Genomic DNA, 19958 nt, shown 5'->3' on the forward strand with positions numbered 1-19958 from the left:
CCAAGTATCGCAGCAACTCCCCCTGCTGTGGCCTGTGGGAGCCTGTGCGAAAACCGGCACAAAATGCTAAAATAAGGCAAGTGCTTTGCTCCTCCGGTCTTCCGGAAGAACCCGGCATCGCGACAGGCTCATCGATGTGACGTGACCATACCGTTGCAAGCGATCCGCGAAACCGAAAAAGCCAATCTCAAGCGCCGGGGCAAAGAGCGTCCGGCGAAAGGATCGTTATGCCGAAAGAAGGAATTCACCCGAAGTACGAAACCATCACCGTGAAGTGCGCCTGCGGAACTCACTTTGAGACGCGCTCCACGCACAAGGGCGACATCGTCCTCGAAATCTGCTCCGCCTGCCACCCGTTCTTCACGGGCAAGCAGAAGCTGGTCGACACCGCCGGACGCGTCGAGCGCTTCCGCCGCAAGTTCGCCCAGTCGGACGCAGGCAAGGCCGCAGCCGCAAAGTAACGCGGCCCAGACAACCAACAAGGGCCTCCGCCAACGCGGGGGCCTTTGTATTGTGAACGTGACGGGAGCGTCACCATGAATCTTCGCCAGCAGCTCGCAGCCGACCTCGCCACTCGCATCGCCGGCGCATCCGCCGGAATCGACCGCGGACACGGCTGCCTCATGGTCGACAACAAGATCTTCGCCTTCACGCGTCCTGACGAGAGCGCCGCGCTGAAATTGCCCGAGGCCCGCATCGCCGAGCTGATCGCCGCCGACAGCGAGATGCAGCTCCTCGTCATGGGCCAGCGAACGATGCGCGAGTGGGTCGTCATCCCCAACATTGCCGCACCCGGCAATCACAAACTGCTTCTCGAAGCCAAAGCCTACGTCGCATCGCTCCCCAAAGAAGAGCGTCGTAAGCCAGCCAAGAAGTCATCAAAAAAAGCAACAAAGAAAACCACGGCGAAGACGCCAAAGAAAACTGCAAAGAAGAATACGAAGACACGATGAAGAAGCGCTACACACTCGAGCAGAAGAAGTGGGACTCGCCCATCGAACACGCGATGCCGGCACACGCCCGCGTCCCTGCCAGCGTCACGATCGGCAACATCACCATCGCTCCGGCGACTGTACTCGCACCAATGGCCGGGGTCACCGACACCGTCTTCCGCCGCTTCATCAAAAACGCCAGCCAGTTCTCTGCGGACTCCGCAACCACCGACGTCGATGCCACGCAGACGAACCAGCAGTCCGGCTGTGGCCTCATCATGACGGAGTTCACCTCCGCCGACGGGCTCTCCCGTATGCGCGAAACCAAGCGCAAGCGCTACCTCACCTACTACGACGACGAGCATCCCATCTCCGCACAGCTCTTCGGCTCCAACCCCGAGACTCTCGCCGACTCCGCCCGCATCGTTCAGGACGCGGGCTTCGACATCGTCGACCTCAACCTAGGCTGCCCCGCCAAGCGCGTCGTCGCCTGCAACGGAGGCTCCGGCCTCCTCAAGGACCTCCCGCAGATCGAGCGCATCTTCAAGGCCATCCGCGCCGCGGTCACGATCCCCTTCACCGTCAAGTTCCGCATGGGCTGGAACGACAACCATATCGTCTGCGTCGAGCTGGCCAAAATGGCCGAAGACTGCGGCCTCAATGCCTGCGCCCTCCACGCCCGCACCCGCGAGGACGGCTACACCGGCCAGGCCCGCTGGGAGTACATCGCTGCCGTCAAAGACGCCGTGCGCATCCCCGTCATCGGCAACGGCGACATCCGCACTCCCGAGGATGCCGCCGCCATGGTCGAGAAGACCCGCTGCGACGCCGTCATGATCGGCCGCACCGCTCCCGCAAATCCGTGGATCTTCCGCCAGATCGCGCAGTACACCGCATCGAAGGAAGCCACGGGCGTCGGCACCTACGATCAGCCCACCAACGAAGACCGCTACCGCATGATCCGCACCTACTTCCAGATGCTGGTCGATGAGATCGCACTCGAAGAAGCCGCCGAAGCCGCGCGCGCCGAAGCCATCATCGCGCAAGGCCAGATCGCACGTGAGAAGCGTCACCGCGACGCCGTCGGCAAAATGAAGCAGTTCGCCGCCTGGTTCACCCACGGCGTCCCGGGTGGAGGGGCACTGCGCAAACAGATCTTCGAATCCAAAAACGGCAACGCTGTCATCGCCGCAGTCGAAGACTTTTTCGAAGGCCGCACAAAGATCGACGCTTCCTCACCCACAGCGGAAGAACCTTCTCTTGAAGCGTTAGGCGCAGGCTGCGACTAAGCACGCTCTTCATCGCGTATCACTGCTGCGTTTACGCCATACGACCTTCGGGGTCTGCCTCCATCGCTCGTCCAGCGCAACCAGCTCCCACTCCACCTTCGGCGACAGATAACGAAGAATCACCTCTGTCGCAGGATGCACACGCAACGCTGGCGCAACCAGATACAGCTTCGGCGTCGAGGAAGACAACACCACTCCGCCAAAGTACCCCAGCTGCTGAAACTCCCCCATGCCGAAGCTTGGCCGTGTGGTGTCGTTCGCCGTCTGCCGATGATGCCAGCGCACACGTATCCAGTAGTCCAACCCCTGCAAAGCCAGATGCATGTCCTCATCGGCTTTTAGTTCAATCACGGCAAGTCTGCCGTCATGCAAAACTCCCAGCAGATCGAGCATGCCGCGATCGCCCGCAGCAAACGCCGGCACCTGCGTATATACATGCGACGGATTCAGGTGCGCATCCAGGACTTCCACATTCCGACGCAGCACACTTTCCAGCCATCGCTCCGGCTGCATACGAAACAGCGGATCGCGCATGTCACCGCCTGCATGTCTTCGCTCGAACAGCTCCGCGACGAATTGCCCAAGCCTCACTTCACTCAGCTGCGTCAATTCCGTCTCGTTTGCACCGGTACCAACCGTAATCTTCTCCTCCAGATTGAACGACGAACCCGCGTGCCCCACGCGCACACGCGCAAACTCAAGTCCATGCAGCAGGAATGCCAGCTCCGTGCTTCCACGAACCACCTGTTCCACATCGCCGCGCCGCGCCACAGGTACCATCGCCATCACACGCGCTGCAGCCCCCTCGAAACGTTCACGTACAGCCGCATCATTGGGCGCATGAATCATGTGCGTTGCGATGTTTCCGTGATCCGCCAGATCGCGCTGCGTCAACTCCTCCGTCTTCTCATCCAGCTCCCACAGCTCCCATTGCGCTGCACTCTCGTTCAGCCAGACCATTCGCGATGCCGCAAGCGCGGCCGTACCCCGCGGCACAATCACCTTCAGCCCCTGCCACACCCTTCGCCCATCCCCCAGCGAGCGGCACCGGTCCAGCCACAGTACACCCACCGTCAGCACGCCATCGATCGTCGCCTGCGACTCAGCCGGATTGACCGCAACCAAAGACCACGCTCTCTGCCCCTGCACCAAACGCCCGCGCGCATAGGCAGGACCGAAGCTCCGCTCCAGATCCATCGCCGAGCTCAACCCATCCAGCGTCCATTCAGGAAACGCGCGTGTCATCACACGCTCGAGCACACGCAGATACTTCGTGCGTACGCCTTCACGCTCCGACGGCGTGCGCCGATCGCGATTCGCAGCAATCTCCAGGCTCTGCGGTTTCGTCTGCCCGAAACGCAGCACTGCAAGGCGCAGTATCCCCTCACGCAACCTCGTTCCGGTCACTCGCCGAACAAGATTGGCCTCTTCGCTCCAAAGCTGGAATGTGCATCGGCCGTGCTCGGTCGAAAGCGAGTACTTTGCCGCGCGCATATCGAAGGCGACTCGCCCTTCTTCCAGCACAACAGCCTCAGGATGCGCTCGAAGAAAATCTTCAATCGCCGCGGCCACCACCGCAGGAGCCTGCTCCTCAGGCAACTTTGAAGATCGACCCACCCCACTCTGCCCTGATGCTCTACCCGATGTTAAAGGCATAGCGGAACGCTAACACAGCCTCACGCTTTTGCCTGTTCCACTACAGCGGCATATGGAAATGGAAGTCCGAGATGCGCAACCCCTGGCGAAAATAAAACGCATGCGCCGCCTGCCGATGTGTTCCCGAATCGAGGGAGAATGTCGCGCATCCTTCGCTGCGCGCCCGCTCCACCAGCCATGCAATCATCTGCTCGCCTAACCCGCGCGAACGCTTCGCCTCGTCCGTCACCAGGTCGTCGACATACATCGTCTTGCCGCTCCACAGCACATGCATGATGCGGAAACCCGCCACCGCAGCCACCTCGTCCTCATGCTCCAAATATGCCAGATGATAGCCTTCCGCCTGTTGCAGCTCGACACGAGCAACAAATTCTTCGCCACTCAAAGCAGGCCGTAACTGCCGCATCACCGGATAGCACCGGGCAATCGCATCGCGTCCGCCAACGAGGCGTATTACAGATTCTTCCGCCACTACCAGTCCTCATGCGCGCGCAGATGCGTAATATGCGCTACGTGATGCCGCGAGTGCCACGCATACACCAGCGCCGCAACATCCAGCGTCTGTCGCCCGTTCTCCGGATGCACATAGCCACGCTGCCACTGCTCCTCCGACAGGTGCTGCAGCATCATCACCCAACGAGCATGCAGGCTCTCAATCAGCTCCAGCGACCACTCCACCGGAGCCGTCGAATCATGCAGCGTCGCCCATGCCTTCTCGTCGTACGGCTTGATCGTCGGCCAGTCTTCCGTCAACGCCAGCCGCATGCGAGTGAACGCATGCATGTGCGAATCGGCGATGTGATGCACCAGCTGGCGCACCGTCCATCCGCCTTCGCGATACGGCGTATTCAGCTGGCCTGAATCCAGCCCGTCCACTGCATTCCTCAGCTGCTCAGGAAGCTCCGCCAGAGCAGAGATCGCATACCGGCGATCCTCTGCCGTAATCGTCTCCGGCTTCTCGAATTTTCCAATCGGGTACCGCGGGTCCACCACCGTCTGGGCCATCGCGCTGCTCCTCTCCGAATCTTCTTTGTCTCTAGCAGCAACTTAGCACAGCGCATCTTGTGTAACCTCAAAAGCAGGACAAACTATGCGTCACTTCCTCCTCTACGCCGTTGCCCTTGCCATCGCTGTCCAGGCGCTCGCCGCACAAAACAACCCCAGCCAGCATCTCGGCTTCGACCGCAACCTCTACCCCGGCGACGTATCTCTGCCCGCTCTGCGCAAGCAGTTCGCCTTCACCGGCTACTGGCTCAACAATCCTCCCGGCGAAACCACCAATACCTGGCTCGGCAAGCGCGACATTCTGCTCAAAAATAATTTTGGCTTCCTCGTCCTTTTCAACGGCCGCGAAGACGCACAGATTCTCCGTATCCAACGCCGCGGCACCAAACCCGAAGCCCTCGGCAAACAGGACGGCGCAAAAGCCATCGCCGCAGCCCAGCGTGAACACTTCCCCACCGGCACCATCCTCTTTCTCGATCAGGAAGAAGGCGGCCGCCTCCTCGACGAACAGTCCTCCTACCTGCTCGCATGGACCGAGACCGTCGCCGCCTCTCCCTACAAACCGGGTGTCTATCTCAGCGGGCAACCCGTCGACGACGGCCCCGGCCAAACCATCTCCACCGCGCAGCACGTCCGCCAGCTCGTCACCGCAAAGCATCTCCATCCCATCGCCCTCTTCGTCTACCAGGACGGCTGCCCACCCTCCAACGGCTGCACCCTCACCCCTCCACCCCTCTCCGGCGCGGGCACACCCGACATCGTCATCTGGCAGTATGCACAGTCTCCACGCCGCCCCGACATCACCAAAGCCTGCGCCAAGACCTACGCCGCCGACGGCAACTGCTACGCCCCCGGCACCAGAATCTATCTCGATATGAACACGGCCACCTCCGACGATCCCTCACACGGCCGCTAGCACGACACTCGATCCAGCAGGAGAGGCCGCCATGAAGCTCCACGCCGCGCTCACATTCGCTCTCGCAGCGGCCTCTTCTCTCGCATACACGCAGGAGCCCGCTCCTCAAACGCCCACCATCAGCACACAATCCACCCTCGTCCTTGTTCCCGCTCTCGTGCGCGATAAATCCGGCAACCTCGTCTACACTCTCAGCGCCGACAACTTCACGCTTACCGACGACGGCATCCCACAAAAGCTCCACCTTGAAGAAGACACCGGCGGCGAACCGCTCGCTCTTGTCGTCGTCATCGAAATCGGCGGAGCTGGCGCACGCGAGTTCAACAAATTTTGTCTCCATCGCCCCGCCGCTCGCTCCGATGCTCGAATCCATCGTCGGCAACGTTCCGCACAAAGTCGCTGTCGTTGCCTTTGACAGCCAGCCCACGCTCCTCGAAAACTTCACGCCTAGCCTCGACCGCGCAGCAACAGCCATAGCCTCGCTAACCCCTGACTGCACCCGCCAGCATCATCTCGACAACTGCGCCTCGCCCCTCGCTGTCCGCAACGTCCCCCTTGGTGACAATGGCGCCGCTATCCTCGACAGCATCGCCTTCTCCGTCGATCTCCTCCGCAAGCAGCCCATCGAATACCGCCGCGCCATTCTCCTCATCAGCGAAACCCTCGACCGCGGCAGCCACACCAGCCTCGACGATGCCCTCCGCGCCATCAGCGACACGAACACCACCATCTACAGCATCGGCTTCTCGACAGCAAAATCCGAAGCTGCCCACTACGCGGCGCGTACCCTGCCCACACAGCCCGGAGGCCGCGGTGGCATGGAGAACCACCACCCCAATCCGCCTCACGGCTGCATGGGCAAAGACCCCGACCCCGACCCCGACGCCTCCACCAACAAAGCCGTCCAGGCCTATGACTGCGCCACGCAGCTTCTGCCGCCACTCGCGCTCGCCAAGATGGCCGCCATCCTCGCTACCGATGGCCTCAAACGCAACATCCCCGAGACCGTCGCCAGCCTTACCGGAGGCGAGTACTTCAAACTCACCAACGCCAAAAGCCTCGAGCGCGATCTCGCCACCATCTCCAACCACATCCCCAACCGCTACATCCTCAGCTTCCAGCCGCAGTCACCCCACCCCGGCCTCCACGCCATCGGGCTTCAGTTGAAGGACTACCCACAACTCCAGCTCACCGCCCGCACCAGCTACTGGGCCGAAACAACCACCACACCAACGGCCGATCCAGCACCAGCCCGCTGAATCACCGCTTGCTGATTCGCTCCGCCACTCCCTATCATCAAATCAGCATGACGACTCCTACCCCCGACCACAAACGCTACTTCATCGACAAGCTCGGCGTCTCCGAACGCCTCATCGAGCGCTGCCTCGCCGAAGCACTCTCCGCCGGGGGCGACTACGCCGACCTCTACTTCGAGTCCGTCACCTCCACCTCCCTCGGCATCGACGAATCCCTCGTCAAGACCGCCGCCCAGGGAGTGAGTCTCGGCTGTGGCGTCCGCGTCCTCTCCGGCGAACGCACCGGCTACGCCTACACCGACGACCTCTCCTCCGAAGCTCTCCTCAAGGCCGCCCGCACCGCAGCCCTCATCGCCTCCGGCCCCGCCAAAGATCTCATGCAGGGCTTCCGCCACACCGAAGCCGACTCGCTTTACCCCATCGCCGGAGCTACCTCCGACGCCGAGATCGCCCAGAAGCTCGCCCTCATCCAGCGCGCCGACGCCGCAGCCCGCGCCTACGACTCACGCATCACCCAGGTTCGCGCCAGCTTCTCCGACGAGCTGCGCCGCATCCTCATCGCCGCCTCCGATGGCACCTTCGCCTCCGACACCCAGCCCCTCGCGCGCCTGAACGTATTTGTGATCGCCAAAGACGCCACCAACACCGCTCGCGGCACCAGCGGAGGCGGCGGCCGCATCACCATGGAATTCTTCACCGACGAAAAAAGCCCCGAGCACTTCGCCCGCGAGGCCGCCCGCAGCGCCATCCTCCAGCTCGGCGCAGCCGAAGCCCCGGCCGGCGAAATGGAGGTCGTCCTCGGCCCCGGCTGGCCCGGCGTCCTCCTTCACGAAGCCGTAGGCCACGGCCTCGAAGCCGACTTCAACCGCAAGAAGACCTCGGCCTTCGCCGGACTCATCGGCCAGCAAGTCGCATCCAGCAAGGTCACGGTCGTCGATAACGGCCGCCTGCCCAATCGCCGCGGCTCCATCAACGTCGATGACGAAGGCAACGCCACGCAGGAAACCGTCCTCATCGAAAACGGCATCCTCAAGGGCTACCTCTCCGACAAGCTCTCCGCCAAACTGATGAACATGCCCAACACCGGCAGCGGACGCCGCGAGAGCTACCACCACATTCCCATGCCGCGCATGACCAACACCTACATGCTCAACGGCGACGACATGCCCGAGGACATCATCAAGAGCGTCAAGCGCGGCCTCTACGCCGTCAACTTCGGCGGAGGCCAGGTCGACATCACCAACGGCAAGTTCGTCTTCTCCGCCTCCGAGGCCTACCTCATCGAAGACGGCAAGGTCACCCGCCCCGTCAAAGGCGCCACCCTAGTAGGCAATGGCCCCGAAGCCCTCAAGTACGTCTCCATGGTAGGCAACGACCTCGCCCTCGACGAAGGCATAGGAACCTGCGGCAAATCCGGCCAGTCCGTCCCCGTAGGCGTAGGCATGCCCACGATCAAGCTCGACAAGATGACCGTCGGCGGTACGTCCTAGCAAATAAATAGATCAAGTGAACCTTAGAAGATTCAGACTCCGGATAGAGAAAGACCGCGTCTTTGCTAAGTACAGTGAGCCTTTGGTTCCATTTGCAGTTCTGTTCGTTGCACTCAGCCTATGGCTTTTCTTAACGCTGGATTTTAAGCACGTTCTGGGAAACTCTCTTGTTCTACTTCTTTTGGGAGTGGGCCTATTCCGGATTACTTCTGGCGAAGTCATATATTGCGACGCACAGCAAATGCACCTCGCAAGAAGGAGAATCTGGGGACGCTGGGAGCGTCTTCGATTCCCTGCTGGAGAGGTTAAAGAACTTCGCAGAGCTATTCGAGGGATCGGAGAGCACAGCTACGCGGTGCTGACGTTTCAATATCAAGGTCAGACGTTCGACATGCTCAAAAATGTTAGTTTGACCGATTCAGATCGCATCCTGACTGCCTGCAAGGCGCTGGGTCTTGATACTGTCATCCCGGTCGATCCAGGCGCGGCGATGATCAAAGACATCGAGCAACGAGGTTGGTTCACGAATCCATTACGACCCGATCACGACGAAAAATTGCCGCCGACCCGGTGAATACCTCAAATACTCCTTTCTCACATTGTGTCGAGTAACTACTAGGCCAATCGCACATGGCCGCGATCCTCTTCTAGGTAGAGCGGGGCTTCAGCCCCGCGTCTCACCTCACCGCTGAAAGCGGCTTCCGCTCTGCCGAAGGACGAAGCGACTGATCTATTCGCGATTTCCAGACAGCCACAACTGCACAGAAAAGAGGATGAGCCTCAGCCCATCCTCTCTATCAACAACCCAAGCCAAACCTCAGCCCTTCAAAAACGCCAGCAGATCCGCATTAATCTTCTCCGCCTGCGTCGTAGGCATGCCATGCGGAAAGTCCTTATACGTAATCAGCGTGCCGTTATTCAGCAGCTTCGCCGACAGCGGCCCTGAAGCGACATAGGGGACGATCTGGTCATCCTCGCTATGCATCACCAGCACCGGAATCGTGATCTTCTTCAGGTCTTCGGTGAAGTCCGTCTGCGAAAACGCCACGATGCCGTCATAGTGCGCCTTCGCGCCTCCCATCATCCCCTGACGCCACCAGTTCTCGATCACCGCCTCCGACGACTTCACGCCCGGCCGGTTGTAGCCATAGAAAGGCCCTGCCGCCACATCGCGATAAAACTGCGAACGATTCGCTGCCAGCTGCGCCTGCAGATCATCAAACACCGACTTGGGCAGACCCAGCGGATTCGCCGCCGTCTTCACCATCAGCGGAGGCACCGCGCTGATGATCGCAGCCTTGGCCACGTTGCTCTGGCCATGACGCGCCAGATAGTGCACCACCTCACCTCCCCCTGTCGAATGGCCCACATGAATCACATCCTTCAGTTTCAGATGAGCCATCACAGCAGCCAGATCATCCGCATAATGGTCCATATCGTGGCCGTCGCCAACCTGGGAAGACCGTCCGTGGCCCCGGCGATCATGCGCAATCACGCGATAACCATGATGAAGAAAGAACAGCATCTGCGCGTCCCAGTCGTCCGCCGACAGTGGCCATCCATGACTGAAAACAATCGGTTGTCCTGAACCCCAGTCTTTGTAATAGATCTCAACGCCATCTTTGGTGATCACAGCGGGCATAGGCTCTCCTTTGAAATGGTTCGCTAAAGTCCGGCAATTAAATCACACAAACGTGTACGGATGTTGAGCGGTGGCAGGGATCAAAGCGCTGGCCTGCACATAAATCCCCGCAGATCACAAATTACCCATCCGTTCTGGCAAACAATTGCGACTTCTCCCCCGCCCAAACATCCATCCCTGTACCATGAATATCTGTAGCCTCTAACCTAACCAGTCCTAACCGGAAGCCGTCGAACGCCTGAATGTCCAGTAGCAGCCCCAAGTTTTTCGCTCGCATCTTCAGAGCCTTTCGCTATCGCGACTTCCGCCTGATGTGGACCGGAGCCTGCGTCTCCACCATTGGCACCTTCGTTCAGCAGTTCGCCCAGTCCTGGCTCGTCTACGACCTCACCAAGGACGCCTTCTACCTCGGCCTCGATCTCTTCCTCGGCCAGCTCCCCATCATGCTTTTCTCCCTCTTCGGCGGAGTCTTTGCCGACCGCATGGACCGCCGCAAGATGCTGCTGACCTCGCAGTACATCCAGATGGTCTGCGCCTTCCTCCTCGCCATCCTCTTCGTCACGCACGTCGTCAAGGTCTGGCACATCCTCGCGCTCTCCTTCTTCGTCGGCCTCGGTCAGTCCTTCGGCGGCCCGGCGTACTCTGCGCTGCTGCCCACACTCGTCGATCCCGAAGACCTCTCCAACGCCATCGCGATGAACTCCATCCAGTTCAACCTCGCGCGCATCGTCGGCCCGACCCTCGGCGGCATCGCCTACACCGCCTTCGGCGCCACCTGGTGCTTCGCCCTCAACGGACTCTCCTATATCGCCGTCATCATCTCGCTCTTCATGATCCACGTGAAGTTCGTCCCGGCTAAAACCACCGAGTCCGTCCTCAACAGCATGAAAGAAGGCATTCGCTTCATACGATGTCGCGACGGCATGAGCGCCCTCGTCATCCTCGCCTTCTGCACCACACTCTTCGGCTTTTCCCTCAACGCCTTCCTGCCCGTCTTCGTCCGCACGATCTTCCACCGCGGCCCCGAAACCTACACACTCCTGCTCGTCTGCTCCGGAGCAGGCTCCATCGTCGGCGCACTCTCCGTCGCCGCGGTCGAAAAGATGAAAGGCCAGGGACGCCTCACCCTCATCATCCTCATCCTTCTCGGGCTCATCATCTCCGGCTTCGCCGTCTCCCGCTGGCTGCCGCTCTCCTGCATCCTCATCTTCTTCTCCGGCATGGCCATCATGGCCTCGGCGTCCTTCATGCTCTCGCTCGCCCAGCTCATCACCACCGACGCCATGCGCGGACGCGTCATGAGCGTCTACAACCTCGCCTTCCGCGCCGGAATCCCCCTCGGCTCGCTCGTCCTCGGCAAACTCATCCCCATGGTCGGCGTCTCCAAAGCACTCTCAGGAGCAGGACTCGCCCTCGTCGCCGTCTCGCTCTACTTCCTCATGCTCAACCGCGAATCCACATTCCGCCCCGCGCGCGAGCAGCAAGAAGCCTAGAATTCCTCTCGCTCCCGGCCAGCGAGAGTGTTGCTGCGAATCCGTAGAAAAAAAGGGATACACGCACGAAGTGCCCGCACGCCGCGCAGGCGGCCCGTCCCGCACCAACATGTAGCGAATGCCTAAACCACTTCGTCCGCAACCACCGGCTCCTTCGCAACCGCCGGCACCAGCCATGGCAGCACATACGAAGGCAGAATCGTCGAGATCGCCGCATAGATCAGCAACCCGCCAAACAGCTCATCGCGGATGTGAAACTGCTCGTGCAGCATCCCTGCAATCACCAGCGCAAAAACCAGCGTCGGCACCAGAGCCACGGCAACCCGCACGCCCGTCTTTCCCTTCTTCCGTGCAAACACCAGCGACTCCAGCCAGTCCTTCCCCACCCGGATCGGAATCACCACCGCCGACAGCGCCAGCCCATACAGCACCGCCCGCCACACCAGCGCACCCGCCGGAACCTCCGTGCCTTCCTTGAAGAAATAAAACGGCACAAAGAACGACGAGAACAGTCGCACAGCATGCAGGTTCGTCTCCGAAGCCAGCGTCGCCATCCTATCCTGCAGCAGCCTCGCCACCATGCCGGCCACAAACGCGCCCACCAGAAAATGCACACCCAGTCCCTGGCTCACCACGGCGCAGAGGATCGCCACCATAATCAGCAACGAAAACTCCGACCCCGGCGCATGCGGCACCACATACTTCCCCAGCGCCAGAAACAGAATCGGCGTCAACACAATCAGCAGCACCAGAATCCCGCTCGAAATCGCCAGCGTCTTCATCGATCCCGCCTGCGACACCACAAACAGCACCATCAGGGCCACCAGCTCACCCGAAATCGCATTCATCGAGACCTGCTTCTGCTCGCTCTCATCCAGCCCCGAGTGCGGCAGCGTATCCAGAATGAAGCCCGTCGACGGCGTAAACAGCGCCAGCGACAGCAACGCGGCAGGCTGCCATGCCATGTGCAGAAACCGTATCGCCACCCACGTTCCCGCAATCAGAATCAATCCGCCGATAAACAGATACGCCGAAAGCCGCGGGGCCTGCTTGCGCAAATCGTCCAGATCGACCTCAAGCCCCGCAAACAGAAACAGCGACGCAATCCCCAGCGTCGCCACCACCGGCATCACCTTGTCTTCCTTCGTCTCGTGGAAGAACATCGCCACCACAATGCCCAGCACCACGCAGGTCAGCGGAGCAGGCAAACGAAACCGCTGCAGCGCACGAGGAATCACCAGCAACCCAAAAACCATGCCCAGATAAATCAGCGTATCGGTGGCAATATGCATCGTCTCGTGTAACTCCGCTCCTGCAAATCTCTGTCGGACTATACCAGAGCCGGAATGTTCCATACGGCGAAAGCACACAACGCTCGTCTAAAAAGAAATATGAGGGCCCGCCCGGCTATCCCGCACCTTTACCTCGTTGCGCTCCTTCTCCTTACGCCCGGCATCAGCTCGCAAAACACCACCTACCATCTCAAAGTAGCCGTCGATGAAGTGGAATTCACCTTTCACGCCACGGACACGCATGGTCTTCCGGTCAACGATCTCAAGCTCGACGAACTTCGCCTCTTCGACAATGGCCACGCTCCACGCCGTATCCTCATCTTTCAATCGCTACGCGATCTTCCCATTCGTGCAGGTATCCTCCTCGACACAAGCAGCTCTATGGAGAAGACCCAACCGGCCGATCAAGCCATCGCCACAGCTTACCTGCAACGCATCCTCGAACAAAAAACAGACCAAGCCTTTGTGATGAGTTTCGGGCGACAATTCCATCTGCAACAGACCTGGTCCGGCAATCCCGCAGCACTCATCGCTGCTGTCCATCATGCCGCCCCCTCTCCCTCAACCACTGCAATCTTCGATACGCTCTACGCTGCCTGTCGCTTCCAGTTCGGCAAGCTCGACCACGCAGCCACGGGAAATTTCATCCTCCTCTTCTCCGACGGTGAAGACGATGCTTCTTTTCTCTCCCTCGAAGACGCAGCCAACATGTGTCAGCAGACCAACACCGCTATCTATGCTTTTCGCGCCGATTCCAATGCCAACGCTGGAGGCGCACGCAATCTCATTCACCTCGCCTCTCTCACTGGCGGTCGAGTCTTTCGTGACAGTGAATCGGCATCCGATTTCGAAGAGGACCTGCGCCTTATTCATGCGAATCTGCGCAATCAGTACCGGATCGTCTATAACCCGGCCGACCTAAAGAGGGACGGCGCATTCCATAGTGTCGCGCTTCTCCCTCCGGATCGAGTCGCTTCAGTGAACGCCCGCTCTGGCTACTACGCTCCTAAACATTAGCGGGAAACTGCCTCCATCTCTCTTTCACATTTCTAAAAATCCTTGCAAACCAATTAAACACATCATCGTCCAACCAAAAAGTTTCACCAGACATACGTTCCAACTCCTGTACCAATTTTGCGTTCGTTTCTTTGTGTCAGTGCGTAATACCCTACCGAGGAGATTGGGTTTTGCTCGCGAAAGTAAATATTCCTGCCGTCGTCCCCGTAATTACGTTTAGCTTCGTCAGCATTTTGGGCATGTCACCGCAAGCATCCGCACAACAGCTCGCAACAAACATATCGGAAACCTCTTCCTCCACCTCAATCGAACTACCCAATGCACCAGAACCGAAGGAACGTACACAAAGCCCATCACCCCATACCAGAGCCGTCAACGTATCCGAGTTCAACCTCGTCATAGGAGTCGGTGCTCAGCTCACCGCCACACGTACCGCCAACATTCCTGGTAATCCAAATCAGATCAATCAGGCCATTCAGGGAACATCGCCCTCCGCCAATCTCTTCACAAGCTTTCATCAGCAGATACGCCCGCTTGTCGGCTACAACATCAACTTTGGTTACACACGGCTCAGCGAAAACTACCAACGCCAGGTCGGCTCTATCAATCCTGTCACCGGCGTCATCAAAGGCACATTCAGCCGAGGCTCCATCCCCACCAATCTCTTCGAAATCAGCAGCGCCTACGTCGTCAAACGTCATCAGCTGGGTAGTCACTTCGAACCATTCGCCTACGCCGGAGGTGGAGTCCTGATCTTCTCTCCCACCAAGGCTCCCTTCGCCGGCAATTCCAGCTACCGCCCCACCCTCCTCTTCGGCGGAGGTGTCGACTATCGTCTCAGCACACACCTCGGTCTGCGCGCCGAGTATCGCGGACTCTTCTACAAGTACCCCGACTTCGGAGCGGTCCCCACCACCATTCCCATCAGTAAATTCTTCACCGTAACCAGCGAACCCACCATCAGCATCCGGTATCGCTTCGGCTATCACAAAGGCATGCAGTAAAGATCAGGCTAAGGCTCCGCCCTTCATCCAGCGAGCGGAGCCCCAGCCCACCTGGATGCATCGAACCTTGTCAAGCCCCCAAAAATCACAACTCCCTCATTCCAAAGCAAATAAATACACAAAAATCTGCCGATAAGTTTCCCCCGTTTCGCTACACTTAAATCAGTAAACAAAAAGCCCCGGCACACAAAGCCGGGGCTAACTCTTTACAAATCAATATTTTGATACTTAAACCACTTGAAATCAATATTTTACAAAATCAATACCCCAATAAGCCTCTTCAAATGAATACTTTGCGCAAACAAGAGGGGGAGGGGGGTATCCTGAGACTATGTCGACCGAAACATCCGCCGAAGCCTCCGCAAAAACCGGCCTCCGCCACCTCGCCCAGGACGTTGTAGCCCAGGCCCTCCGCGCCGGAGCCACCGACGCCGAAGCCGTCATCTACGAAGGCGACGAGTTCTCCGCACGTGTCCGCCTCGGCCAGGTCGAAACCCTCAAAGAGTCCGGCTCCCGCGCCATCGGCCTCCGCGTCTTTCTAGGACAAAGGACGGCGAGCACCTCCTCCTCCGACCTCTCTGCCGATGCCATCCGGCACCTCGTCGACGGAGCCGTCACTCTGGCAAAAATCACCAGCGAGGACCCCTTCGCCGGTCTCCCCGAGCGCGAAGAATTCGGTCAGCTCTCGGGCGACCTCAAGCTCTACTTCGACGACGTCAACCAGATGCCGCCAGCCGAACGCATCGAGATGGCCCGCCGCGCCGAAGCCGCCGCCATGGCCTTCGACACCCGCATCCAGAACTCCGGCGGAGCCGACTTCGACACCGCAACCTCCTCGAAGGTCCTCACCAACTCGCGCGGCTTCACCGGCGAGTACCGTCGCAGCTACTGCGGCTTCTCCGTCGCTCCCATCGCCATCGATGAAAAAGGCGGCATGCAGCGCAACTACTGGTACTCCAGCGCACGTACCACCTCGAAGCTCGAATCGCCCGAAGCCATCGGACAGGAGGCCGCAAGACGCACGCTGCGCCGCCTCGGAGCGCGACGCGTCTCAACGCAAAAAGCCTCCGTCGTCTTCTCACCCGAAATTGCACGCTCCATCGTCGGTAACATCTTCGACGCCGCCAACGGAGACGCCATCTATCGCCACGCTACCTTCTTCGACGACATGCTCGGCAAGCCCGTCGCTGGCGAAAACATCACCATCATCGACGACGGCACCATGATGCTCAACGGCATCGGGGGCTTCAGCACCGCCCCCTTCGACGGCGAGGGTCTGCCCACTCGCCGCACAGTTCTGGTCGAAAAAGGCGTGCTCCAAACCTACGTCAACAACACCTACACCGCACGCAAGCTCAACATGCGCTCCACCGGCAGCGCCAGCCGCGGCCTCGCAGGAAATCCCGGCATCGGCGCACACAACTTCTACCTCGAGCCCGGCGAGTGCACACCCGAAGTATTGATCGGCGACGTCAAAAACGGACTCTACGTCACCGAAACAATGGGCTTCGGCGTCAATCTCGTCACCGGCGACTATTCGCAAGGTGCGGCTGGCCTCTGGATCGAAAACGGCGAGCTCGCCTATCCAGTCGAAGAGATCACCATCGCAGGAAACCTGAAAGACATGTACCGCAATATCGTCGCCATAGCCAACGATCTCGAGTTCCGCGGCGCTGCGGCCTCGCCGACAATTCGCGTCGAAGGCATGACCATCGCAGGAGCTTAGTTTTCTCTCGCCGGACGATTCTCTGGAGATCTAAGCCGGAAGTAAAACCCCGAGTAATACCTCGCGGAGCACTCCGGATGAAGCGGTATATCGAAGTGCAGATCAGGAACCGTCCACTCATCGACGACTTCGTAATCTGCATCCGACATCGACTGCATCAAGGCTTTGCGCGAAAGCAGGCGCGCCGGTGAGATCGCGTAGTAAAAACCTGCGTCCTGAATCGTTATCGTCGTCTCTCCCTCAATCACAGGAGTCCGATTGATGATGACGTGACGCGGAGGCCGCTTCAGCGCACGCATCATCTCCGGCGGCAGTAACTCAAAATAATGCAGAGCGCCTGAGATCAGCACCATATCGACCGGCTCGCAATCAGCCAGTTCGTCAACAAAATGCAGACGGCTTTCATGATGTTCCCCGGCGATACGAGCACCAATGCGGTTATTGGCAGGCATGTCGTTTACTGTCCAGGAAAACTGTGGATCAAAGTGCAGATAGCGGTCATAACAATAGAAGAGATTTCCCGCACTGCCCCCAATATCCACAACCGAGTGGACTTCAGGCAGCAGATTCTGCATGTGAAATAAAACCGGGTAATCGCTCGGCCGGGGGGCCTGGTTCAGTTCAAGATGAACCGCCGTATTGCCAGGATGTTCATGCGAAGCAACTTTATATCGCTTGGCGTAGCTCTTTGCCGCTTCAAAGCTTGGAAAGATACTGTTGAACCCCAGCAGCGCATGTTCAAGCAGGTTATTTTTACCGAGGGTTTGAAAAAGAGAGCGGGTTCCACCAAACCGTGACAGTCTGGCGCAGAGGTGCGCTGTCAGGCGAACCTGCTGGAATCGAAGTCGAGTCAACGAACTTACTTCTTCCATCGCCTTCTCCAGAAAGCTTTTCGGGGGGAGGAAGAATCGTGGCCCGCGAGTTAAACAAAACTCGTCTTGTGTCAGATTGCTATAAAAACTGACGGTATTTTTAAGTCACGAGTTTCACTCACCTATAACCGAAGGCCGACCAAGAGATACAACCGCTAACGGTAGCTTGATTCCGTACAGGACGAATGTCATGCTCCCTTGAGAAGCGTTCTAGACTTGCAATGACGATGCCTTTCCAGTTCGACGCAACAACAGCATTTCACCCCGAGCAGGCCGATGCGATCCTGCGCAGCATTCCAGCGCTTCCCGGCGTCTTTGCCCTTTATGGCGAGCAGGCAAACTCCGAACCCTATCTGACGCGGGCAGCCGACATCCGTCGGCGCATGAAGCGGCTGTTAGCCCCGCCTGAGTCGCAGTCGAAGCGTCTGAACCTGCGCGACCGCGTCGCGCGCATCGAGTACACCGTTACAGGCTCCGAGTTCGAATCCTCGCTGACGCTCTACCATGCCGCAGCCAGCATCTTCGGCTACCCAGAAGCGCGACGCCGTCTGCGCCTGCGCACACCGACGGTGCTGCGCATGACGATGGAAAATGAATTCCCGCGCGTCTACGCCACCAACCGTCTCTCCAAACGAGGACTCGCCGAGATGTACGGGCCTTTCCCCTCACGCGCAGCGGCTGAGCGATACTGCGATGCTGTACTCGATCTCTTCAAACTGCGTCGCTGCCACGAAGACCTGCAACCGTATCCTGAGCATCCGGGCTGCGTCTACGGCGAGATGAAGAAGTGCATCGAGCCATGCAAGCAGGCTTGTACACATGAGCAGTACGCTGCAGAGGCCGCCGCCATAAAAGCCTTCTTCGACACACGCGGCGAATCCATGCTTTCGCAGATCGCGGCCGATCGCGAACGCGCCTCTGAGGAAATGGAGTTCGAACGCGCCTCCGAGTTGCATGAGCAGTATCAGAAGGTCAAAACTGCGGCTTCTCTCGCCGACGAGATCGTTCGTCCCATTCCGCAGGTTCGCGCTGTCATCGTGCAGAAGGCTGCAGAGAACAATGAAAGCCGGGATGCTGCCGACGCCGCAATCTTCCTGCTTGAAGGAGGTTGTCTTATCGGTCCTGAGCGCCTTTCGACGCTCGGCATACGAGCTGTGAAAGAACAAACCAGCGTAGGCAGCTCACTCTTTGCGCAACCGTTGATGCTGCAGGCGGTGCCTCTCGAAGGCGAAGTGGTGGACACTGCAAACTCTCCTGAGGCCCGCGCAAAGGTTGTGCTGGAGAAGCTGGAAACTGCGGCGAAACCATCAAACGACGTGGCGATGCTCAGCGATCACCTGTCGCTGCTGCGCCGCTGGTATTACCGTCCGGAGAAACAGCGCACCGGCGAAATCTTTCTGCCGAACGCTGATGGATCGTGGCCGATCCGCCGCATCCTGAACGGCACGGCGCGTGCCGTGCTTGGTAATCCCAGGCAAATAGCTGATGTCGACCGTGATGCGGCGAAGAAAATTGCGAAGGATGTGAAGACGCGCGTCCTGCATGAAGGTCGCCCCGATGTCCAGCGGGTGGTTCCAGTCATAGGACCTGCCAAGCTACCAGAACACTAACCCTGCACTGGTAGACTGAAGGGCAAGGAGCACACCTTGATAGAACTGGCATTCTCGATCCTGGCCTCGGACTTTGCTCATCTCGCCGACGAAGTAAAAGCAGCAGAGCGCGGCGGCGGCAGTATCGTCCACGTCGACGTGATGGACGGCCACTTTGTCCCGAACATCACCTTCGGGCCACCGATGGTACAGGCGCTCCGGCCGGTGACGAACCTGCCGCTCGACTGCCACCTGATGGTCGAGAACCCGGACGAGTTTATTCCAGCTTTCGCCGAGGCTGGAGCCGATCTGTTGAGTGTGCATCAGGAGACCTGCCCACACCTGCACCGCACCCTGCAGTTGATCACCGACCACGGGATGCTCCCCGGTGTCGTCATCAATCCAGCGACTCCGGTCGACACCCTGATTGAAGTGCTGCCGATGGTTCACTATGTACTGGTGATGAGCGTCAATCCGGGCTTCGGTGGCCAGAAGTTTCTCCCGCTGGCTCTGGGCAAGATCTCGTATCTTGCCGAGTTGAGAGAGATGATGGGCCTGAACTTCCGCATCGAGGTGGACGGCGGCATTGCTCACGATACCGTCGCTCAGGTCGTCGAAGCAGGAGCGGAGATGTTAGTGGCAGGATCGGCCGTCTTCGGTCGAGGCAAGACCGAACAAAACGCCCGTAAGTTATTGAAACTGGCCAATGCAGCGGCACCGGACAAGCCGGGCAGGAAAGTCTAAAATAAAGGGAGCCTTGCGAGTGCCTTTGGCGCCGG

The 19958-nt window shown here is 59.2% G+C and carries 20 protein-coding genes; 14 read left to right on the plus strand and 6 right to left on the minus strand.

What is annotated here, in order from left to right; genetic code table 11:
- Nucleotides 1-227 precede the first annotated feature (227 nt).
- The 3 genes from rpmE to dusB all read left to right on the plus strand — a co-directional run bounded on the left by rpmE (nucleotide 228) and on the right by dusB (nucleotide 2221).
- Complete coding sequence (gene rpmE / locus KFE13_RS06315; RefSeq protein ID WP_162402137.1) at nucleotides 228-461, plus strand: 50S ribosomal protein L31; 234 nt, start codon at nucleotides 228-230, stop codon at nucleotides 459-461.
- A 75-nt stretch (nucleotides 462-536) separates the two neighbouring features.
- Nucleotides 537-953: a hypothetical protein gene (locus KFE13_RS06320; protein ID WP_260706317.1), complete on the plus strand. Its 417-nt coding sequence runs from the start codon at nucleotides 537-539 to the stop codon at nucleotides 951-953.
- Nucleotides 950-2221 (plus strand): tRNA dihydrouridine synthase DusB, encoded by a 1272-nt coding sequence (gene dusB / locus KFE13_RS06325; RefSeq protein WP_260706318.1) that lies wholly within the window; start codon nucleotides 950-952, stop codon nucleotides 2219-2221. Before KFE13_RS06320 ends, dusB begins: the two co-directional genes overlap by 4 nt.
- Nucleotides 2222-2230: 9 nt before the next feature.
- Here dusB and KFE13_RS06330 read toward each other — a convergent pair whose 3' ends face one another.
- From KFE13_RS06330 to KFE13_RS06340, 3 genes are all read right to left on the minus strand, one after another.
- Nucleotides 2231-3838 carry a hypothetical protein gene (locus tag KFE13_RS06330; RefSeq protein ID WP_260706319.1) on the minus strand — a complete coding sequence of 536 codons (1608 nt, stop codon included), beginning with the start codon at nucleotides 3836-3838 and terminating at the stop codon, nucleotides 2231-2233.
- Nucleotides 3839-3917: 79 nt separating this feature from the next.
- Nucleotides 3918-4349: a GNAT family N-acetyltransferase gene (locus KFE13_RS06335; RefSeq protein ID WP_260706320.1), complete on the minus strand. Its 432-nt coding sequence runs from the start codon at nucleotides 4347-4349 to the stop codon at nucleotides 3918-3920.
- Nucleotides 4349-4882 carry a YfiT family bacillithiol transferase gene (locus KFE13_RS06340; protein WP_260706321.1) on the minus strand — a complete coding sequence of 178 codons (534 nt, stop codon included), beginning with the start codon at nucleotides 4880-4882 and terminating at the stop codon, nucleotides 4349-4351. The genes KFE13_RS06335 and KFE13_RS06340 overlap by 1 nt, the downstream gene beginning before the upstream one ends.
- Nucleotides 4883-4967: 85 nt before the next feature.
- Here KFE13_RS06340 and KFE13_RS06345 point away from each other — a divergent pair, with 85 nt between their 5' ends.
- The 5 genes from KFE13_RS06345 to KFE13_RS06365 all read left to right on the plus strand — a co-directional run bounded on the left by KFE13_RS06345 (nucleotide 4968) and on the right by KFE13_RS06365 (nucleotide 9118).
- On the plus strand, nucleotides 4968-5798 hold the full coding sequence (locus KFE13_RS06345) for a glycoside hydrolase domain-containing protein (protein ID WP_260706322.1): 831 nt from the start codon (nucleotides 4968-4970) through the stop codon (nucleotides 5796-5798).
- A 31-nt stretch (nucleotides 5799-5829) separates the two neighbouring features.
- Nucleotides 5830-6213, plus strand: coding sequence for a vWA domain-containing protein (locus KFE13_RS06350; protein WP_260706323.1), 384 nt, complete (start codon nucleotides 5830-5832; stop codon nucleotides 6211-6213).
- On the plus strand, nucleotides 6158-7057 hold the full coding sequence (locus KFE13_RS06355; RefSeq protein ID WP_260706324.1) for a vWA domain-containing protein: 900 nt from the start codon (nucleotides 6158-6160) through the stop codon (nucleotides 7055-7057). The genes KFE13_RS06350 and KFE13_RS06355 overlap by 56 nt, the downstream gene beginning before the upstream one ends.
- A gap of 47 nt (nucleotides 7058-7104) precedes the next feature.
- Entirely contained in the window at nucleotides 7105-8544 is a 1440-nt protein-coding gene (tldD, locus tag KFE13_RS06360; RefSeq protein WP_260706325.1) for a metalloprotease TldD, read from the plus strand.
- 82 nt (nucleotides 8545-8626) lie between these two features.
- Nucleotides 8627-9118, plus strand: coding sequence for a hypothetical protein (locus KFE13_RS06365; RefSeq protein ID WP_260706326.1), 492 nt, complete (start codon nucleotides 8627-8629; stop codon nucleotides 9116-9118).
- A gap of 243 nt (nucleotides 9119-9361) precedes the next feature.
- Here KFE13_RS06365 and KFE13_RS06370 read toward each other — a convergent pair whose 3' ends face one another.
- The gene (locus KFE13_RS06370; RefSeq protein WP_260706327.1) at nucleotides 9362-10186 is read right to left on the minus strand and encodes an alpha/beta fold hydrolase; all 825 of its coding nucleotides are present in this window, start codon (nucleotides 10184-10186) and stop codon (nucleotides 9362-9364) included.
- 242 nt (nucleotides 10187-10428) lie between these two features.
- On the opposite strand from KFE13_RS06370, the gene KFE13_RS06375 reads away from it, so the two are divergent.
- A complete protein-coding gene (locus KFE13_RS06375) occupies nucleotides 10429-11679 on the plus strand; it encodes an MFS transporter (protein ID WP_260706328.1) in 1251 nt (416 codons plus the stop codon).
- Nucleotides 11680-11801: 122 nt separating this feature from the next.
- Here the strand turns inward: KFE13_RS06375 and KFE13_RS06380 are convergent, their stop codons facing one another.
- Nucleotides 11802-12971, minus strand: coding sequence for a cation:proton antiporter (locus KFE13_RS06380; protein ID WP_260706329.1), 1170 nt, complete (start codon nucleotides 12969-12971; stop codon nucleotides 11802-11804).
- Between the two features lie 99 nt (nucleotides 12972-13070).
- On the opposite strand from KFE13_RS06380, the gene KFE13_RS06385 reads away from it, so the two are divergent.
- The 3 genes from KFE13_RS06385 to KFE13_RS06395 all read left to right on the plus strand — a co-directional run bounded on the left by KFE13_RS06385 (nucleotide 13071) and on the right by KFE13_RS06395 (nucleotide 16718).
- A complete protein-coding gene (locus KFE13_RS06385; protein ID WP_260706330.1) occupies nucleotides 13071-13988 on the plus strand; it encodes a VWA domain-containing protein in 918 nt (305 codons plus the stop codon).
- Nucleotides 13989-14158: 170 nt separating this feature from the next.
- Nucleotides 14159-14992 (plus strand): outer membrane protein, encoded by an 834-nt coding sequence (locus KFE13_RS06390; protein WP_260706331.1) that lies wholly within the window; start codon nucleotides 14159-14161, stop codon nucleotides 14990-14992.
- A 331-nt stretch (nucleotides 14993-15323) separates the two neighbouring features.
- Nucleotides 15324-16718: a TldD/PmbA family protein gene (locus tag KFE13_RS06395; RefSeq protein WP_260706332.1), complete on the plus strand. Its 1395-nt coding sequence runs from the start codon at nucleotides 15324-15326 to the stop codon at nucleotides 16716-16718.
- On the opposite strand, the gene KFE13_RS06400 is transcribed toward KFE13_RS06395, so the two are convergent.
- Nucleotides 16715-17590 carry a methyltransferase, TIGR04325 family gene (locus tag KFE13_RS06400; protein WP_260706333.1) on the minus strand — a complete coding sequence of 292 codons (876 nt, stop codon included), beginning with the start codon at nucleotides 17588-17590 and terminating at the stop codon, nucleotides 16715-16717. The genes KFE13_RS06395 and KFE13_RS06400 overlap by 4 nt on opposite strands.
- 221 nt (nucleotides 17591-17811) lie before the next feature.
- Between KFE13_RS06400 and KFE13_RS06405 the strand changes: the two genes are divergently transcribed.
- Together KFE13_RS06405 and rpe are read left to right on the plus strand one after the other, a co-directional pair.
- Nucleotides 17812-19200 carry an excinuclease ABC subunit UvrC gene (locus tag KFE13_RS06405; protein WP_260706334.1) on the plus strand — a complete coding sequence of 463 codons (1389 nt, stop codon included), beginning with the start codon at nucleotides 17812-17814 and terminating at the stop codon, nucleotides 19198-19200.
- A 36-nt stretch (nucleotides 19201-19236) separates the two neighbouring features.
- Nucleotides 19237-19923 (plus strand): ribulose-phosphate 3-epimerase, encoded by a 687-nt coding sequence (gene rpe / locus KFE13_RS06410; RefSeq protein WP_260706335.1) that lies wholly within the window; start codon nucleotides 19237-19239, stop codon nucleotides 19921-19923.
- Nucleotides 19924-19958: the final 35 nt, after the last annotated feature.

The organism is Edaphobacter flagellatus, assembly GCF_025264665.1.
GTDB classification, from domain to species: domain Bacteria; phylum Acidobacteriota; class Terriglobia; order Terriglobales; family Acidobacteriaceae; genus Edaphobacter; species Edaphobacter flagellatus.

Coding starts and splice junctions, on each gene's coding strand:
- tldD (WP_260706325.1), top strand. CDS start 7,105: ATGACGACTCCTACCCCCGACCACAAACGCTACTTCATCGACAAGCTC.
- KFE13_RS06320 (WP_260706317.1), top strand. CDS start 537: ATGAATCTTCGCCAGCAGCTCGCAGCCGACCTCGCCACTCGCATCGCC.
- KFE13_RS06375 (WP_260706328.1), top strand. CDS start 10,429: ATGTCCAGTAGCAGCCCCAAGTTTTTCGCTCGCATCTTCAGAGCCTTT.
- KFE13_RS06400 (WP_260706333.1), bottom strand. CDS start 17,590: ATGGAAGAAGTAAGTTCGTTGACTCGACTTCGATTCCAGCAGGTTCGC.
- KFE13_RS06380 (WP_260706329.1), bottom strand. CDS start 12,971: ATGCATATTGCCACCGATACGCTGATTTATCTGGGCATGGTTTTTGGG.
- KFE13_RS06345 (WP_260706322.1), top strand. CDS start 4,968: ATGCGTCACTTCCTCCTCTACGCCGTTGCCCTTGCCATCGCTGTCCAG.
- rpmE (WP_162402137.1), top strand. CDS start 228: ATGCCGAAAGAAGGAATTCACCCGAAGTACGAAACCATCACCGTGAAG.
- KFE13_RS06385 (WP_260706330.1), top strand. CDS start 13,071: ATGAGGGCCCGCCCGGCTATCCCGCACCTTTACCTCGTTGCGCTCCTT.
- dusB (WP_260706318.1), top strand. CDS start 950: ATGAAGAAGCGCTACACACTCGAGCAGAAGAAGTGGGACTCGCCCATC.
- KFE13_RS06405 (WP_260706334.1), top strand. CDS start 17,812: ATGACGATGCCTTTCCAGTTCGACGCAACAACAGCATTTCACCCCGAG.
- KFE13_RS06370 (WP_260706327.1), bottom strand. CDS start 10,186: ATGCCCGCTGTGATCACCAAAGATGGCGTTGAGATCTATTACAAAGAC.
- KFE13_RS06340 (WP_260706321.1), bottom strand. CDS start 4,882: ATGGCCCAGACGGTGGTGGACCCGCGGTACCCGATTGGAAAATTCGAG.
- KFE13_RS06350 (WP_260706323.1), top strand. CDS start 5,830: ATGAAGCTCCACGCCGCGCTCACATTCGCTCTCGCAGCGGCCTCTTCT.
- KFE13_RS06355 (WP_260706324.1), top strand. CDS start 6,158: ATGCTCGAATCCATCGTCGGCAACGTTCCGCACAAAGTCGCTGTCGTT.
- KFE13_RS06395 (WP_260706332.1), top strand. CDS start 15,324: ATGTCGACCGAAACATCCGCCGAAGCCTCCGCAAAAACCGGCCTCCGC.